This is a genomic window from Pseudooceanicola aestuariicola, assembly GCF_045763785.1.
Taxonomy (GTDB): Bacteria; Pseudomonadota; Alphaproteobacteria; order Rhodobacterales; family Rhodobacteraceae; genus Pseudooceanicola.
The window spans coordinates 40,201-56,079 of sequence record NZ_JBJGSF010000011.1 but is presented as its reverse complement, the minus strand read 5'-3'; the positions used below and the strand labels follow the sequence as shown (position 1 = coordinate 56,079).

Sequence of the window (15,879 nt, the reverse complement as noted above, 5' to 3'; positions counted from 1 at the left end):
CTCCGGTCGGACGGTGAAGGACCCGGTGACGGGTGAGGGGGATATCGAGATCAAGGTGACCGGGCTGCGACCGGGCGAAAAGCTCTACGAAGAGCTTTTGATCGACGATGACAGCCTGATCCCGACGCCTCATGAGAAAATCCTGCGGGCTCAGGAGGCGATGCTAAGTCAGATCGAGGTCGTTTCGATGCTTAAAGAGCTGCAGGCCAGCATTGACGCGGCGGACAAGGTCAGGCTGCGCCGCTTGGTGGCCACGCGAGTGGATGGATACCACGTGCAGGAATTGGATCAGACCGGGGTCTGATCCGTCCTTCGCGTCGAACCTGTGACTTAGGTTGAAAGGCCTTTCAGCGCGTCGATCGCCTCGCTGATAGGATAGTGATGGTTCCCGACGAACAACCCGTTCCGGTCGATGTAATCAGCGTTGGTCAGTGCATCGTGGATCGAGTGTTCGAAATACTTCATCACCTCGTTCTTTGCGAAGTTCCCGGCCACGATGGGGCGGCATTCAAAGCCGAGGGCTTTCAGCTTGTCGACCAGGGCAGGGCGGTCCATCCCGGCGTCGGGGCGCAGAACCAGCGAAAAGCCGAACCAGCTGCTTTGGCCAGTTTCCTGTTGGATTATAAACAACGGATGATCCGACAGCGCGTCTTGCGCCAGTTTGCCATTCGCACGACGCCCCGCGATCAGGCCATCGAGTTTGGCGATCTGTTCGCGGCCGATGGCGCCCGACATTTCCAGCGGGCGGAGGTTGTAGCCGGGTAGGACGAAACGGAAGCTTTCTTCGAACGGGTCGTCGCTTTTGGTGCCGGTCACGTGGTTCTGGTCGGGTAGGTTGCGCGTCCAGCCGTGGGCGCGCAGGGACAGCATGACGTGGTAAAGCTCTTCATCGTCGGTGACGACGACGCCGCCTTCCATGGTCGAGATATGGTGCGAGAAGAAGGTGGAAAAGCTGCCCATGATGCCGAAGGTACCGGCCTTACGGCCGTCGAACGTGGCCCCCATGGATTCGCAGTTGTCTTCGATCACGACGATATCGCGGCCTGCGATAATATCGTTTATCGCGTTGAAATCATTTGGATTTCCAAGAAGGTTCACCACCATGATCGCGCGGGTTTTGTCCGTTACGGCGTCGCGCAGGGCATCGAGATCATAGTTCAGCGTGGCGCGGTCGATGTCGACGAACTTCATGTGCAGGCCGTATTGGCCCAAGGGGTAGTAGGTCGTGGACCAGCTAACGGCGGGTACGATGATTTCATCGCCAGCGGTCAGTTTGAGCCTGTCGTTCTTCGTAAAGCACAGCGCGGCGGTCATCAGCAGGTTGGCAGAACTGCCGGAGTTCACCATGACGGCGTATTTCGACCCGAAGTAGGCGGCGAATTCGGTCTCGAACGCCCGGACCTCGGGGCCCATGGAGAACATGTCGGACGCGACAACGCGGTTGATGGCGTCGTATTCCGCCTGATCCCAGGTGGAGGTGGCCAGGGGGTACTTCGCGCTCATGAGCCGCTGATCTCCAGATAGTGTTTATAGGTTTGTTCGATCCCGTCGCGCAGGGTGGTCGGTGCGGACCAGCCCCAATCGGTCTGGCGCGCGACGGAACATAGTTTCTGCTTCATGCCGGTCGGTTTGGACAGGTCGTGGTCAAAATCGCCCTGCCAGCCGATCACCTGCGCCACGGCGGAGTAGTAATCGTTGATCGAATAATCGTGGCCAAGACCGATGTTCATCAAGTCGGGGATTTCATCGATATCGCGGACGGCGTTCCAGATGGCATCAGCCAGATCGCCCGCGAACATGAATTCGCGCCGGGCGGTGCCGTCGCCCCAGATCTCGACCGTTTGATCGCCGGTTTCACGGGCCTGATGCACCTTGTGAATGATCGCGGGCAGAAGGTGAGATCGCTGCGGATCAAAGCTGTCGTAAAGCCCGTAGAGGTTACAGGGGATCAGGGTCTTGTACAGGGCGTCCGGGTCTTCCTGACGGATGTACTGACACAGGCGCATCGCCAGGATTTTGGCCAGCGCGTAGCCTTCGTTAGTTGGCTCTAACGGGGCGGTTAGGATCATTTCTTCGCGCAGCGGGTTTTCCGCCTCGCGCGGGTACATGCAGGTCGAGCCGAGGTTGATCAGCTTGCGCACCCCGGCCTGACGCGCGCCCATGATCACGTTGCGGCCCATCAGGGTGTTGTCGTCCAAGAAGGCGACAGGGTTCGCCATATTGGCGTGGATGCCGCCGACACGGCCCGCGGCGTGGATAATCACGTCGGGCTGTAGGTCGGCGATGTAGGTCGCGACGGCCTGCGGGTGCGTCAGGTCCAGCTCGGCCCGGGTGGGGGCGTGGATGTCCCATTCGGAGGCGGCGGGGTGCGCCTGCACGTTGCGGCCGACCATACCGCCGCCGCCAGTCAGGAACAGGCGTTTGGGGGTTGCGTCGTTCACCGGTTGCCATCCTCACGCGACAGGCCCGAGCCGTGGCCGTGGTCCATCAACAGGCGTGCACGGCGGGCGGCCTTGAGGTCTTCGGCGACCATTTCTGCACACATTTCCTGTGCGGTGATTTCCGGCGTCCAGCCCAGTTTTTGCTGCGCCTTGCTGGGATCGCCCAGAAGCGTTTCAACCTCAGTCGGGCGGAAGTAACGCGGGTCGATCCGCAGGATGGTGTCGCCGACATTGACGCCGGGGGCCATGTCGCCGTCGATCGCGTCGATAATCCCGACTTCGTCCACACCGGTGCCTTCGAACCGCAGGGTGATGCCCAGTTCCTGCGCCGACCAATGGATGAATTCGCGGACGGAATGTTGCACGCCGGTGGCGATGACGAAATCGTCGGGTTCGTCCTGTTGCAGCATCATCCACTGCATACGGACATAATCCTTGGCGTGGCCCCAATCGCGCAGCGCGTCGATGTTGCCCATGTAGAGGCAAGGCTCCAACCCTTGGGCGATATTCGCCAAACCACGGGTGATTTTACGGGTGACGAAGGTTTCGCCGCGGCGAGGAGATTCGTGGTTAAACAGGATGCCGTTGCAGGCGTACATGCCGTAGGCTTCGCGGTAGTTGATACAGATCCAATAGCTGTAGAGCTTGGCCACCGCATAGGGGCTACGGGGGTAGAACGGCGTGGTTTCGCGCTGCGGGGTTTCCTGCACCAGACCGTAGAGTTCCGAGGTCGAGGCTTGGTAGAACTTGGTCTTTTTTTCGAGGCCGAGGAAGCGGATCGCCTCTAGCAGGCGCAGGGTGCCCATGGCGTCGACGTCGGCGGTGTATTCGGGCGATTCAAAGCTAACTGCGACGTGGGATTGTGCGCCGAGGTTATAGACCTCGTCGGGTTGGATTTCCGCGATGATGCGCGTCAGGTTCGAGGTGTCGGTCAGATCGCCGTAATGCAGTTTGAAGCTGGCGTTCTTGACGTGCGGGTCTTCGAAAATGTGGTCCACGCGCTGCGTGTTAAAGGACGAGGCGCGGCGTTTGATGCCATGCACTTCGTAGCCTTTTTCCAGCAGGAATTCGGCAAGGTACGATCCGTCTTGGCCAGTGACGCCCGTGATCAACGCTTTTTTGGTCACGTGAAACTCCTGCTGCGGTGGCCGAGTCATCGGAGGATCGGCTGGATGGGTTAACTTTTGACGGGTTTACCTGTTGTGGCGGGTGGGGGGAACCTCAAGTTGCATAGCGCGGTTATTGGGCCGTCTGCTGCGTCGGTATGTTGGACCAAATGGCCTATTAGTTGCAGAAAATCACACGTAGCCCGCCGCGCTGCCTTTTTCGCCATACCCAACAAAATAAGCCTTTTGAGCCTTTTCATTGTTAACGTCAGTTAACGTTTTGGGCGTTTTTTATGGGCCGACACAATCTGTGTCATTTACAAAGCGCCCGTTTCAAACATACGTTTCAAGCATGCGCTTGAATCAACCGTCCTCGCCCAAGTCCGCCACACGTGGTGCCATCCGCGCCGTGGCAGAGGAGCTTTATGCCGAACATGGCATCGATGGGGTGACCACCCGGTCGCTGGCCGAGAGGGCCGGGGTGAACATGGCTGCGGTGAATTATCACTTTGGCAATAAGGACAACCTGACGCTGGACGTGTTCCGCGACGTGGCGCGCAGGACGGTGGAGCGGCGATTGAACTCGCTTGCGCGGATTGATGAGCGCGCCAAGGCAGAGGGCAGGGAGCCCAATCTGGGGGAAATCGTAGAGGCGTTCGTGGATGCCTACGTCAATGACGATACGCCGCGGACGGGCGTGCTCTTGGCGCATCTGGTGTTGCAGCATCGCGTGCGGCCAACGGAATGGACGCGGGCGATTGTGAGCGAAGAACTCGATGGGTTCGCGCGGCAATACATGGCGTTCATGCGGCGGGCCGCGCCTCATCTGCGGGAAAACGAAATCCACTGGCGCTATCACCTGATGGTGGGCGCCGTGATGATGAGCCTGAGCGATCAGGCGCGGGACGGGCGCATGGCGCGGCTGTCCGAAGGGCTGGTGAATCCGGAGGATCGCAAGGAATTCAAGGATCAGCTGGTGGCGTTTCTGGTGGCCTCACTGGGGCCCGTGCCGCCAGCCAGCCCTTAAACCATCAGGCTGGGCCGGGGGAGCGGGCCAGCGCACACAACACCTTTGGGAGGAGGAATAAATGACTAAGTACACGACAACCGCCCTTGCGGGCATTCTGACGCTGGCGGCGATGCCCGTGGCGGCCGAAACCTGGAACTTTACCGTCATCGCGGGCCACCCGCCGCTGACCAAGGGCGTGTCCGCCATCAGCACGCATTTCGTGCCGGAAGTCAGCAAGCGCGTGGCCGAGCTGGGCCATACGATCAACTGGACCGAAGCTTATGCGGGCGCCGTTGCCCCGCCGACCGGTGTGTTGGAAGCGGTGGAAAGCGGCGTGGCCGAATTCGGTTATGTCCCGCAGCTATTCGAAGGGGACAAGCTGCCCTTGGATCAGATCACCTATATCACGCCGTTCGGGACCGACGATCTGCTGAAGGTAATGGAGGTCATCGACAAGCTGTATGCCGAAATCCCGGCGATGGATCAGGCCTGGGCCGATAACGGTCAGAAGGTTCTGGCCCCGGTGGGGATCGACACCTACCATTTCGTCACCAAGTTCCCGATCGAGACGGTCGAGGATCTGGACGGACACAAGATCGGGACTGCGGGTCTGGCTTTGAACTGGCTGAAGGGTGTCGATGCGACGCCGGTCGCGGGTGCCTTGCCGGATTTCTATAATTCGATGTCCACAGGGCTATACAACGGGATCATGACGTTTGAATCCGTGGTCGCACCTTACAAGTTCTACGAAGTCGCGCCGTATATCACCAAGATCAACTTTGGGGCGCAGTATGCCTCTGCCCTGACGGTGAACCTTGATACGTGGAATTCGCTGCCCGAAGACGTGCAGCAGGTGATCCAGGAGGTTGCCGACGAATACCGCGACATCGCGGCGAATTCGTACAAAGAAGGTGGTGAGGCCTCTCTGGCCAAGGCGGTTGAGGGCGGCGCAACCATTAGCGAATTGTCGGATGAACAGCGCAGCGCCTATGCGCAGAAGCTGCCGAACATCGCGCGCGAATGGGCGGCCAAGCTGGATAGCGAAGGCAAGCCGGGGACCGAGGTGCTGGAGACCTACATGCGCCTGTCCAAGGAAGCCGGGATCGAGCACGCACGGGACTGGACAGCCGAGTGACCGACGCAACTGACGCAAACCAGCCGCCCGGTCTTCCGGGCGGCCCGGTGGTCCTGTGGCTGAACCGGGTGACATTGGCCTTGGCCGCGATTGGTGGCCTTGGCACGCTAGGTATCATGGCGATCATCAATGCCGATGTGATCGGGCGCGGGGCCTTTGGCACACCCGTTCCCGCCACGGCGGAAATCGTCAGCGCCGCCATCGTGGCGATCGTGTTCCTGCAGCTGCCCCAAGCCACGGCGGCGGGGCGGAACGTGCGCTCGGACATGCTGTTGAACCGTCTGGGACGGGACGAGGGCAGGGCAGGGGCGACGCTCGACATGATCCACCATGCGGTGGGGACGCTGATGCTGGGCATCCTGTTTTACTACATCGCGCCGGGGATACTCGATTCCATCGAAGGGAATGAGACCGTCGGCCTCTACGGAATTTTCACCATGCCGCGCTGGCCCTTCGTGGTCTGTGTGCTGGCAGGCTGTGCGCTGACGTGGGCGCAGTATCTGGTGCTGACCATCGGGTTCGCGGCGCGGGCCTTCAGGGGGGCAGGGGCATGAGTGGCGTCGAGATTGGGATTTATTCGATCATTGCCATTCTGGTGCTGATCCAGCTGGGGATGCATGTGGCCATCGCGCTGATGGCCGTGTCGTTCTTTGGCGTCTATCTGGTCAAAGGCAAGATGGTCGTCGCGGGCGCTTTGCTAAGCCACGCGGCGCTGGACGGGGTCGAACGCTATTCATTTGGCGTGATCCCATTGTTCGTTCTGATGGGCGTTCTGGTGGGCGCCTGCGGATTGGGCCGCGACGTGTTCGACGTGGCGGGGCAATTGTTCCGGCGGTTCCGGGGCGGTCTGGGGATCGCGACGGTATTTGCCAATGCGGTCTTTGCGGCGGTGAACGGGACGTCGATTGCCTCGGCCTCCGTTTTCACCAAGGTCGCGGTGCCAGAGCTGATCCGGCAGGGGTATACGCCAAGGTTCTCGGTGGGGGTTGTGGCCGGGTCATCGGTGCTGGGGATGCTAATCCCGCCGTCGCTGCTGCTGATCCTCTTCGGGATCATCGCAGAGGTGTCGATTGGCGATCTGTTCACGGCCGGGATCATTCCGGGCTTGATCCTTGCCACCTTCTTCTGCGGGGCAATCCTGCTGATGGCCAAGTTCTTCCCACGCTTTACCGGCAACCCCGGCAACAGCGACCTGCCGGAGATGTCGCGCGGGACGATGCTGCTGAAATCCGCGCCGATCATCCTGTTGATCGTGCTGGTTCTGGGCGGCATCTACGGCGGGTTCTTCACGCCGACCGAAGCGGGCGGGGTAGGGGCCTTGGGCGCGCTGATCATCGCCATGATCAAGGGCCGCCTCACGGGCAAAGAGATCTGGAACATCATGCTGGAGGTGGGGCAGGTCACGGCTTCGATCACCTTCCTGATCATCGCGGCGCATATGTATTCGCGCCTGCTGGCCCTGACGGGTCTGCCCAATGCGATGACCGGGCTTCTGGCGTCGTGGGAACTGGGGCTTTACGGCATTCTGGTTCTGTACCTGATCGCCATCGTGCTGCTGGGGACGATCCTTGATAGCTCGTCCATCCTTTTGATCCTTCTGCCGCTGATCCTGCCGGTGATCGCACCGTTCAACGTCGATCTGGTGTGGTTCGGCATTCTCACCATCATCGCGGTCGAGGTGGGGTTGCTGACGCCCCCGCTTGGCGTCGCCTGTTTCGTCATCAAGGCAAACATAGACGACGACCGCATCACCCTGAACGACATCTTTGCCGGGGCCGCGCCCTTTGCGGCGATCATGGTCGTGCTGGTCGGTCTGGTCGTGGCGCTGCCATGGCTGGCGGTCGGGCTTTTATAGGAAAGGACATCTCATGACGGACGTGAACCGAGAATTGGCCAACCTTGGCGACGGGCTTTACGCTTGGGTGCAGGGCGACGGGTCCTGGGGGTGGAGCAACTCTGGCCTGATCGTGGGCGAAGATGGGCAGACGCTGGTCGTCGATACGCTGTTCACCGGGCGGCTGACGCAGGACATGCTGGACGCCTATGCCCGCGCTGAACCTGCGGCCAAATCCATCGACGTTCTGGTGAACACCCACCACAACGGCGACCATACCTTTGGCAACCATCTGGTCGGCGGCGCGCGGATCATCGGGTCGCAGGAGTGTCTGGAAGAGATGGAGGAACGCCCCGCCGGGTTCTTCAAAGCCGCCGCGGCGGATCCGGCGGCCTACGGCATCTTTGGCGAATTCCTGAACCACTACATGGGCAAGTTCGATTTTTCGGATATCGAGCATGTGCCGCCGACCGAGACGTTCAAAGGACACAAGACCCTGACGGTCGGTGGCCGCACGGTAGAGCTGACGGAACTTGGCCCGGCGCATACGCGGGGCGACATCATCGTGCACGTGCCGGATTCGAAGGTTTGCTACACGGGCGATCTGGTGTTCCATAACGGGCATCCCATCATGTGGGCCGGGCCGGTGGACAACTGGATTGCCGCCTGTGATCACATCCTTGGGCTGGACGTTGATGTGATCGTTCCGGGGCATGGACCTGTGAGCGATAAGAGCTGCGTCAGGGGCCTGCGCGATTTTTTCACCCATATTCAGGCCGAGACGAAAAAGGCCTATGAGGCCGGGCTATCTTGGGAAGAAGCGGCCTTCGAGGTGGGCTATGCCAACTTCGATTCTTGGCTGGACCGGGAACGGGTGGTTGCCAACGTCGCCACGATCTATCGCGATCTGTCTGGCGGCGCGGTGAACCCAGCCCAAGAAGACGTGTTGCGTCACATGATCCGCTATTCCGCCGGGGCGACATGTCCGCATGACGGAGGATGCTCCTGCGGGCATGGGCATTGATGCTGGAGCTTCTGAACAACCCGATTTCGACCTGTTCGCAGAAGGTTCGGCTGACCCTGCATGAGAAGGGGTTGGAGTTCACCGACACCAAGATCGACTTTCGGGCGAAGGAGCATCTGACGCCCGAATATCTGGCGATCAACCCGGATGGTGTGGTGCCGTCGCTGCTGCATGACGGTGTGTCGATCCTCGATAGCTCGGTCATCATGGAGTATCTGGACGAGGTGTTTCCGCAGGTGCCCTTGTCGCCCAGGGATCCGGTGGCCCGCGCCAAGATGCGGAAATGGCTGCGCTTTATCGAAGAGGTCCCGACCGTCGCCATTCGTATTCCGTCGTTCAATCAGGTGTTTGTCCGCCATCGCGAAGCGCTGTCCGACGACGATCTGGAAAAAGACACCAACGCCCGCACCCTGCGCCGCACGTTTTATCGCGAAATGGGGCGCAACGGGTTTTCCGACCCGCGCCTGCAGGAAAGCTATGAACGGCTGAGCGAGACGGTCACGCGGATGGATAACGCGCTGGCCGATAAGGAATGGCTGTGCGGTGAGCTGTCCTTGGCTGATTTCTGCGTTGTCCCGACGATCGACCGGATGCGCGATCTGGGGCTGGCGCGGATCTGGGACGACAAACCCAACATGAAACGCTGGTGGGAGGCGATGCAAAACCGCCCCGCCTATCGCGCGACCTATTACCCCGGCACGCGCGTCACCGACATTTACGATGAGATTGGAGAGCCCGCATGAAACTGGTCACATTTGAGAAGAACGGCGCACAAAGCATCGGCATTCTGGACGGCGAAAAGATCGCGGTGCTGGACGGCGCGGCGAACCCGGCGTTTGCGTCGATGCTGGCGCTGATCGAAGGCGGGGATGAGGCGTTGGACGCGGCGCGGAAGGCCCAAGGGTCGGCGAGTTCGGTCGATCTGGGGGCCGTGCGCCTGCTGGCCCCGCTGCCCGTTCCGGTGCAGATGCGTGATTGCCTGACGTTCGAAAAACACCTGCGCCAGTGCCGGTCCACCATGTCCAAAATCGACCCTAACCAACGGGATCTAGAGCCTGAGGACGTCCAATTGGCTCAGGTCTGGTACGACCAGCCGGTCTATTACAAGGGCAACCGTTTCTCGGTTTCCGGCATGGACGATCAGATCATCTGGCCCAAGGGCGAGACGCGTCTGGATTACGAGCTGGAGCTGGGCATGATCACCGGCAAAGGCGGTATGGATATCCGCAAAGAGGACGGGCAGGACCACGTATTTGGCTTTCTCATCTTCAACGATTTCTCGGCCCGTGATCACCAGATGCTGGAAATGGGCGGCGGCTTGGGCCCGGCCAAGGGCAAGGACTGGGCGACCGCAAACGCCATGGGCCCGTGCATCGTGACGAAGGACGAGATCGGCGACGGCTCCGGGTTGGAGATGGTCGCGCGAGTGAACGGAGAGGAATGGAGCCGGGGCAATTCGTCCACCATGCACCATTCGTTCGGCCGTATCTTGGAGCACGTGAGCCGCGATGAACGCGTGATGGCTGGGGAGTTCTTTGGGTCAGGCACCGTTGGCGGCGGCTGTGGGCTGGAGATGAACCGGTTTCTAGAGCCGGGCGATGTCGTGGAGTTGGAGATCGAAGGGATTGGGGTGCTGCGCAACAAGGTTGGGCCGCGGCAGTAACGGAGTGGCTGAGGCTTAGTCCCTTAGATTGATCGTCAGCGCAGGTTTCACCGGGCAGTCGCATGTGTACGCGCCGATCCGTTCGGCGGTCAGCTCGGTCTGCTGACGGATCACGGGCTGCGCGTAGTTGTAGGGTGAGGTGATCGTCAGGGGCGATAGCGCATCGACCGTCACGGCGTCGGGCAGCAGGTGGTATCCGCCGTGCTTAGGGCAGCGGATTGCGAAGCAGCCTGCGCCGGGGTGGTAGAGGGTTTCTACCACGGGGATGTTCAAAGCTTGGGTTATGCGGTCGCGGGCGGCTGGATCCAAGGGCGGGCCGCTTAGGACGATGGCGCGGAGGGGGATGGCGCTCTGGTCCGCACCATCTGCGAGACTGTCGGCCAGACGCAGCGCCGTTTCCGGTCTCGTCCAAAGGGTGACAGGGTCATCGCCAAGCGCTTGCCAGATTGCCTCGGCCGGGCTGTCGTAGCCGATGCCACCCTGACCAGCGCTGGCCGTGTCGATCAGGGGGTGTTCTTTGACCCCCGTCACGGCATTCCAGCGCAGCGCGCGGCGGCGGACGGCGGCGCTGACCTCGGCGGCGAAACGGGTGGTCAGGGCGGCGGGGGTGATACCGTCGAGCGAAGGCGCGTGGCGGACGATGCCGTGTTCCGGTGGGTGCCCTCGGGCGGTGAAATCCAGCGTTTTCGCCTGAATTAGGGTCTGATCTACCGGTGGAAGATCACCGGATACCTGCCGATAAAAGGGTACTTTGTCCCGCGCGTGGGCGATGAGCGCGGCCACCATCTCATTCGCGATCTCGGCTTGGTCCTCGGCGGGCGTTTCATCCGCCGCAAGCATCATGTTGTCCAAGATGGCGGGCAGGTCGGGCGGGGTCGTGAAGGTGCCGATCGACTGGCCGGGGGCGACGGCTTCATTTGCGTTGCCGCCGGTCATGGCCAGATCGGTCAGCGCCGCCACATCTGGCAGGGCGTCGATCTGGGCGACGCAGGCCATCAGCCCGCGCGCCAGCCGTTCCGCATAGGGGTGCGGTTCGTCCCGCCATTGCGCTTTGCCGACGCTGGTTGTGTTCGCCTCGATAATCCGGGGGCTGTCGTCCGAGATCATGATGTCCAGACTGATGTACCCGCAGCCGTAGGCCATCAGGGCGCGCCCCGCGTCAGACGCAATTTGGGCGATGTGGTCCGACACGTCGGTTGTCCATTGTCCGCGCGGCCCGACGATCTGCCAGTTCGGCGCCGTGATCGCGCGGGTGTCGAGCCATGTGGCGCCCAGGACCTGATCAGCACAGACATCGATTTTGAGCGTGCGCGGATCGCCCAGCAATGGCTGCATGATGACGTCGCTGGTCGGATCAAAATCCAAGGGCAGGGGGGCACCGTCTGGCAAAAGCGCGATGCCCGCCCGCCGAAACGACCAGTCGAGTTTCGCGATCACCGGCCCGCCGCCCCATGACTGTCGTAGCAGGTCCAGTGCCGCCATGTCGGTCGGTGCGCCGTAGGGCTGGACTGGCAACCCGGCCCGGGCCAGCGCGTCCAGCCGGGTTTTGCGGTTCAAGGTGCGAAGGCCAAGCACCTTTTGCCGGGGGTCCAGCAGATCGACAGGCACGGTCTGTCCAAGGATCAGCAGGTCGTAGCCAGAGGGCGTATCCGCCCATTGGTTAAAGTGGATGACCTCCACCCCCTGCGCCCGCACGGCATCGACCGCCGCCTGACGATCCGGCGACAATTGCGCCGGATCCTGAGCGAGGTCGAACCATGCTATTGAGAACCCTCGGGACATCGGGGGCAGTGGGTATCAGGGATTAGCCGAACTTCGGATTAGGTTGGAACGGTTGGTCCAACTTCCCGGCTTTCAGCGCCTGGAAATACCCGTTCCGAGGCGCCGAGGCCCCCGTCCGGATCCGCGGGTCGTTCGTCCGGTTGATCTGTTTCAGCGTCTTGCCTTCGTTGCCGAAGAACATCGTCACGCCGATCGAGGCGGTCACATCACCTTCGAACGCGCCGACAGATGCGTTGACGGCCAGCGGAAAGCCCGCGCCCGCGTAAAGGTGCTGCACCCCAAGCGTGACGCCTGTTTTGTCAAAGGCACGCTCGACGCTTCCGGTCATCATGGTGTTCTCGGTGAAGTAGTAATCCACGTCCAGAGACAGCGCGGCGAAGGTCTGCTTGGTCCCCGGTGCGGTCACGCGGTCCGCGCCCGCAAAGCCCGCGAAGGTCCAGTTGCCGGAGTACACTTCGCCTTCAAGCCCGATGCGGTCGTTGTAGGATGTGCCAAGCGGCCCTTTCACGACGATGCGGTGGGCGTAAACCCCCAGCAGGTATTTGTCGGGGTCGCGATAGAAGAGGTGCAGACCGACACCGCGGGATCCGGTCACAGCACCGTTGCCGCCGCTGGCATTGTCTGCGCTCAGGTCGATCTGCGCGCCAAAGCTATGCGAGATCGGAACGCTGAGCGCGGCATTGATGTAGCCACCCTTGGGCGCTTTGTTGCCGTTGGTGCCAAGGTAGCCGAAGCTCAGCTTACCATTGATGTTATTGACAGCCGGCAGCGTCGACTGCGCCAAAGCCACCGAAGGCATGCACAGGGCGAGGACGCTGACACCGGCGAGGAGCGGGGCGCGGGAAGCAATCTGGTTAAACATTTTGACACGTTACCCAGATCGCGGCGTTTGCCTAGAGTATAAGTTGGTGCAAACGTTAATTTTTTGGCGCGCAACCGGAATTATGTTGTCTAAATCCCTCAGGTCTGGGTGAGTGTGCTTAGGATTCCGCGCACCGTCTCCACATCCGCATCATTCACCATGCTCGGCGCGTGGCCACAATCGAACTCCGCGTATCCCGGTTTCGGGCCGCGTTGTTGCATCAGCTCTGCGACCTCGGCGGGCAGGACGTCGGAGTCTTTGCCCCGGATCAGGTGGCACGGCGCTTTGATGCGGGCGTAGCGATCCCAGGTGGTTAACTCGTCTCGGGAGGCTGTGAACTGGATCGTAATCTTTGGGTCGTAGTGTAGCGTCAGGCCCCCATCTTCCAACCGGCGGACCGATGTCCGGGCCATGCGGTTCCAATAGGTGTCGGGCGCGGGGCCGAAGGGGCGATAGACGGCGCGCAGCCATGTCTCGGCCTCGGACACATGGGCGAAAACCGGTGGGTCGCTGACGTAGGTGATGATGCGCTGGATGGCGTCGTCGGGGATTTCGGGCCCGATGTCGTTGATGATCAACGCGCTGATCCGGTCGGCTTGGGGGCCGGAGGCAAGGCGCATGCCGATCAGCCCGCCAAGCGACGTGCCGAGCCATGCGGTGCGGTCAAACCCGTAGTGGTCCATCAGGTCGGTGGCGATTCCGGCGTAGTATTCGACGGAATATTCGGCCTCGGGGTTCTTGGACCAGCTCGACAGGCCCCGCCCGATGGTGTCGGGGCAGATGACGAAATATTCGTCCGACAGGGCGTGGGCGAGTTCGTCGAAATCGCGCCCGGTGCGGGCCAGCCCGTGCCACATGACCAGCGGCTTGCCCGTGGGGTCGCCCCATTCGGTGACGTGGATTTCGTGGTCCATCACCGGGACAAAGGAGAACCGGGGCGTCACGATTTGGCCCCCCATTGCATCGCGGTGCCTGCGATGCCTTTGGGAAAGAAGTAGACGAGCAGGATAAAGATGATCCCCAGCCAGAACAGCCAGCGGTCGGGGGCCAGCAGTTCGGGCAGGATGGGGATGTTGGCGGTCGCCTCGGACGCGACGGCCATAAGGTCGCGCAGGTAATATTGCGCGAGGATCATCAGGACCGCACCGATTACCGCGCCCCACATGGTGCCCATGCCGCCGATGACGACCATCAGCAGGATGTCGATCATAATCGCAAAGCTAAGCGACGTGTCGGGCCCGGTGTATTTCAGCCAGACCGCGTAGATCGTTCCGGCCAGCGACGCGACGGTGGCGGACAGGCAGAAGACGGCCGTCCGGTAGGCGACGACGCGGTAGCCGATGGCCTCGGCCCTCGCCTCGTTTTCGCGGATGGCTTTGAGGACCGTGCCGAAAGGTGACCCGACGAACCGCAGCATGGCGAGGAACAGGATCAGCGAGGTGACAAAGACGAAGTAATAGGCCGCAAGCTTGCCGTTCAGGCGGACGCCGAACCAGCGGACGACCTTGCCCTCTTCATCCACGAGCAGCTTGGTCGCGGGTTTGAAGAGGTCGGGCGCGCGGTAGGTGATGCCGTCTTCGCCGCCCGTCAGCTGGGAGAGTTGCGAGGCAAGGACCAGCACGACCGAAGCCGCGGCGAGCGTGATCATCGCGAAAAAGATCGCCTTGACCCGCAGTGACAGCAACCCGATGGCCACCGCGAAGACCAGCGACACGACCACGCCCGCGACGCCGCCAAGGATGACGGGCGCCCAACCCGGCCCCATCTGTTTTAACAGGATCGCGGCCCCGTAGGCGCCGAAGCCAAAGAACATCGTGTGCGCGAAACTGACGATGCCGGTGTAGCCAATCAGCAGGTCGAAACTGGCGACCAGCACGATAAAGATGCAGATGCGCGCGGCGACTTCCAGCGACCGGACATCTTGGAACAGGAAGGGCGCGAAGAGCAGCAGCGCGGCGATCAGGGCGACGACGCCTTTGACGGCGTAGGTCCCGGTGGAGGTTTGGTTTTGCATTGCGGCCTCCATCATTTCACCGCCGGGCGCAGGCCGTTTGGCCGCCACAGAAGGATTGCCACCATCAGGATCATGTTCGATGCCAGCGCCAGTTTGGGGGCCAGAAAGCCGATGTAATTGGACATCAGACCGACAAGGATCGCGCCCAGCAAGGTGCCCTCGATCGATCCTAAACCGCCGATAATGACCACGATGAAGACCACGATCATCAGTTCTGCCCCCATGTGCGGGGTGATGAGCGTTTCATACCCCGCCCACATCGCGCCGCCCAAAGCAGCGAGGGCAGAGCCCAGCATGAAGACGCCGATGAACAGACGGTCGACGCGGAAGCCCAAGGCCTCGACCATCTCCCGGTCTTCGACGCCCGCGCGGATCAGCAACCCGATGCGGGTGCGGTTGAGGACGAAGATCAGCATGACGAACACTGCCGCGCCAAGGGCGAAGGCGAAGGCGCGGTAAATCTCGATCGAGACGTCACCGATGATCCACGACCCTTCCAGGAACTGCGGGCGCGCCACGGAAAACGGTGTGCCGCCCCAGAAGGCAAGGATGGTCTGTTCGGCGACGATCATTGCGCCGATGGTGATCAGGATCTGGCGCAGGTGGTCGCGGTAGACGGGCTTGATGATCACAGTCTCAAAAAACCACCCGGCGATCAGGCCAAAGCAGATCGCGGCAAGATAGGACGCCGCAAGCGCCAGAGAGTTCAGCACCCAGCTGTCCGCGGTGAGCCATGCGCCAAGGCCCGCCAGCACGGTGGCCGAGACGAAAGCGCCAAAGCTGACAAAGGCGGAGTGGCCGAAGTTCAGAACATCCATCAGGCCGAAAACGAGGCTAAGGCCCGAGGCCATCAGGAACAGCATCATCCCCATGGCTAGCCCGGCGACCGTCAGCGTTAACCACGACGACGGCGCGCCGATCAGGACGAAGGCGACGAGGGCGACGGCGATGGGCAACAGGTTCACCCCCCCTGCCCGTGTCAATGTTTGTGTGAGTGCGTTCATCGTCC

General features: G+C 61.6%; 16 protein-coding genes. 8 read left to right on the top strand and 8 right to left on the bottom strand.

The features are described from left to right. A partial coding sequence (locus ACI3GR_RS19225; RefSeq protein ID WP_407496781.1) for a polysaccharide biosynthesis protein occupies positions 1–304 on the top strand: 304 nt, incomplete at its 5' end. A gap of 26 nt (positions 305–330) precedes the next feature. On the opposite strand, the gene ACI3GR_RS19220 is transcribed toward ACI3GR_RS19225, so the two are convergent. From ACI3GR_RS19220 to gmd, 3 genes are read right to left on the bottom strand one after another with little or no spacing between them, the layout of a single operon-like run. Continuing rightward, positions 331–1,503 carry a DegT/DnrJ/EryC1/StrS family aminotransferase gene (locus tag ACI3GR_RS19220; RefSeq protein WP_407496779.1) on the bottom strand — a complete coding sequence of 391 codons (1,173 nt, stop codon included), beginning with the start codon at positions 1,501–1,503 and terminating at the stop codon, positions 331–333. After that, the gene (locus tag ACI3GR_RS19215) at positions 1,500–2,441 is read right to left on the bottom strand and encodes a GDP-L-fucose synthase family protein (RefSeq protein WP_407496778.1); all 942 of its coding nucleotides are present in this window, start codon (positions 2,439–2,441) and stop codon (positions 1,500–1,502) included. Before ACI3GR_RS19215 ends, ACI3GR_RS19220 begins: the two co-directional genes overlap by 4 nt. Beyond that, the gene (gene gmd / locus ACI3GR_RS19210; protein WP_407496777.1) at positions 2,438–3,568 is read right to left on the bottom strand and encodes a GDP-mannose 4,6-dehydratase; all 1,131 of its coding nucleotides are present in this window, start codon (positions 3,566–3,568) and stop codon (positions 2,438–2,440) included. Before gmd ends, ACI3GR_RS19215 begins: the two co-directional genes overlap by 4 nt. Before the next feature lie 331 nt (positions 3,569–3,899). Between gmd and ACI3GR_RS19205 the strand changes: the two genes are divergently transcribed. The 7 genes from ACI3GR_RS19205 (at position 3,900) to ACI3GR_RS19175 (ending at position 10,212) form a co-directional block, all read left to right on the top strand. Next, the gene (locus ACI3GR_RS19205) at positions 3,900–4,574 is read left to right on the top strand and encodes a TetR/AcrR family transcriptional regulator (protein WP_407496775.1); all 675 of its coding nucleotides are present in this window, start codon (positions 3,900–3,902) and stop codon (positions 4,572–4,574) included. Positions 4,575–4,635: 61 nt separating this feature from the next. Then, on the top strand, positions 4,636–5,691 hold the full coding sequence (locus ACI3GR_RS19200) for a C4-dicarboxylate TRAP transporter substrate-binding protein (RefSeq protein ID WP_407496774.1): 1,056 nt from the start codon (positions 4,636–4,638) through the stop codon (positions 5,689–5,691). Continuing rightward, positions 5,688–6,245 (top strand): TRAP transporter small permease subunit, encoded by a 558-nt coding sequence (locus ACI3GR_RS19195; RefSeq protein WP_407496773.1) that lies wholly within the window; start codon positions 5,688–5,690, stop codon positions 6,243–6,245. Before ACI3GR_RS19200 ends, ACI3GR_RS19195 begins: the two co-directional genes overlap by 4 nt. After that, the gene (locus tag ACI3GR_RS19190) at positions 6,242–7,546 is read left to right on the top strand and encodes a TRAP transporter large permease (RefSeq protein WP_407496771.1); all 1,305 of its coding nucleotides are present in this window, start codon (positions 6,242–6,244) and stop codon (positions 7,544–7,546) included. Before ACI3GR_RS19195 ends, ACI3GR_RS19190 begins: the two co-directional genes overlap by 4 nt. A gap of 13 nt (positions 7,547–7,559) precedes the next feature. Further along, on the top strand, positions 7,560–8,549 hold the full coding sequence (locus ACI3GR_RS19185; RefSeq protein ID WP_407496769.1) for an MBL fold metallo-hydrolase: 990 nt from the start codon (positions 7,560–7,562) through the stop codon (positions 8,547–8,549). Continuing rightward, complete coding sequence (locus tag ACI3GR_RS19180; RefSeq protein WP_407496767.1) at positions 8,549–9,292, top strand: glutathione S-transferase family protein; 744 nt, start codon at positions 8,549–8,551, stop codon at positions 9,290–9,292. The genes ACI3GR_RS19185 and ACI3GR_RS19180 overlap by 1 nt, the downstream gene beginning before the upstream one ends. Further along, the gene (locus ACI3GR_RS19175) at positions 9,289–10,212 is read left to right on the top strand and encodes a fumarylacetoacetate hydrolase family protein (RefSeq protein ID WP_407496766.1); all 924 of its coding nucleotides are present in this window, start codon (positions 9,289–9,291) and stop codon (positions 10,210–10,212) included. The genes ACI3GR_RS19180 and ACI3GR_RS19175 overlap by 4 nt, the downstream gene beginning before the upstream one ends. Before the next feature lie 15 nt (positions 10,213–10,227). On the opposite strand, the gene ACI3GR_RS19170 is transcribed toward ACI3GR_RS19175, so the two are convergent. From ACI3GR_RS19170 to ACI3GR_RS19150, 5 genes are all read right to left on the bottom strand, one after another. After that, positions 10,228–11,994: a hypothetical protein gene (locus ACI3GR_RS19170; RefSeq protein ID WP_407496765.1), complete on the bottom strand. Its 1,767-nt coding sequence runs from the start codon at positions 11,992–11,994 to the stop codon at positions 10,228–10,230. A gap of 22 nt (positions 11,995–12,016) precedes the next feature. Continuing rightward, on the bottom strand, positions 12,017–12,856 hold the full coding sequence (locus ACI3GR_RS19165; RefSeq protein ID WP_407496764.1) for a hypothetical protein: 840 nt from the start codon (positions 12,854–12,856) through the stop codon (positions 12,017–12,019). 98 nt (positions 12,857–12,954) lie between these two features. Beyond that, positions 12,955–13,800 (bottom strand): alpha/beta fold hydrolase, encoded by an 846-nt coding sequence (locus ACI3GR_RS19160; RefSeq protein ID WP_407496762.1) that lies wholly within the window; start codon positions 13,798–13,800, stop codon positions 12,955–12,957. Next, complete coding sequence (locus tag ACI3GR_RS19155; RefSeq protein ID WP_407496761.1) at positions 13,797–14,870, bottom strand: branched-chain amino acid ABC transporter permease; 1,074 nt, start codon at positions 14,868–14,870, stop codon at positions 13,797–13,799. The genes ACI3GR_RS19160 and ACI3GR_RS19155 overlap by 4 nt, the downstream gene beginning before the upstream one ends. A gap of 11 nt (positions 14,871–14,881) precedes the next feature. Continuing rightward, the gene (locus tag ACI3GR_RS19150; RefSeq protein ID WP_407496759.1) at positions 14,882–15,874 is read right to left on the bottom strand and encodes a branched-chain amino acid ABC transporter permease; all 993 of its coding nucleotides are present in this window, start codon (positions 15,872–15,874) and stop codon (positions 14,882–14,884) included. Positions 15,875–15,879: the final 5 nt, after the last annotated feature.